This window comes from Thalassospira sp. UBA4513 (assembly GCF_002388495.1).
Lineage (GTDB): Bacteria > Pseudomonadota > Alphaproteobacteria > Rhodospirillales > Thalassospiraceae > Thalassospira > Thalassospira tepidiphila.
Map to the genome: position 1 here is coordinate 132,484 of NZ_DGMR01000031.1, position 227 is coordinate 132,710.

The window sequence follows — 227 nt, forward strand, 5'->3', positions numbered from 1 at the left end:
TGATCCTGCCGCTGTATTCGGTGATGAAAACCATTCCGCCAAGCTATCAGCGCGCGGCCAAGTCACTTGGTGCGACGAACTGGACGGCCTTCTGGCGTGTCTATTTCCCGCAGTCGGTTCCGGGCATTGGTGCCGGTTCGATCCTCGTGTTCATTCTGGCAATCGGTTACTACATCACGCCGGAAATCGTTGGTGGTACGGATGGTGTCTTTATCTCCAACCGAATT

1 protein-coding gene is annotated in these 227 nt (G+C 54.6%); it reads left to right on the top strand.

From position 1 onward, the window contains the following. On the top strand, positions 1-227 hold a 227-nt coding region (locus B2T33_RS12795), incomplete at both ends, for an ABC transporter permease subunit (protein ID WP_286792233.1).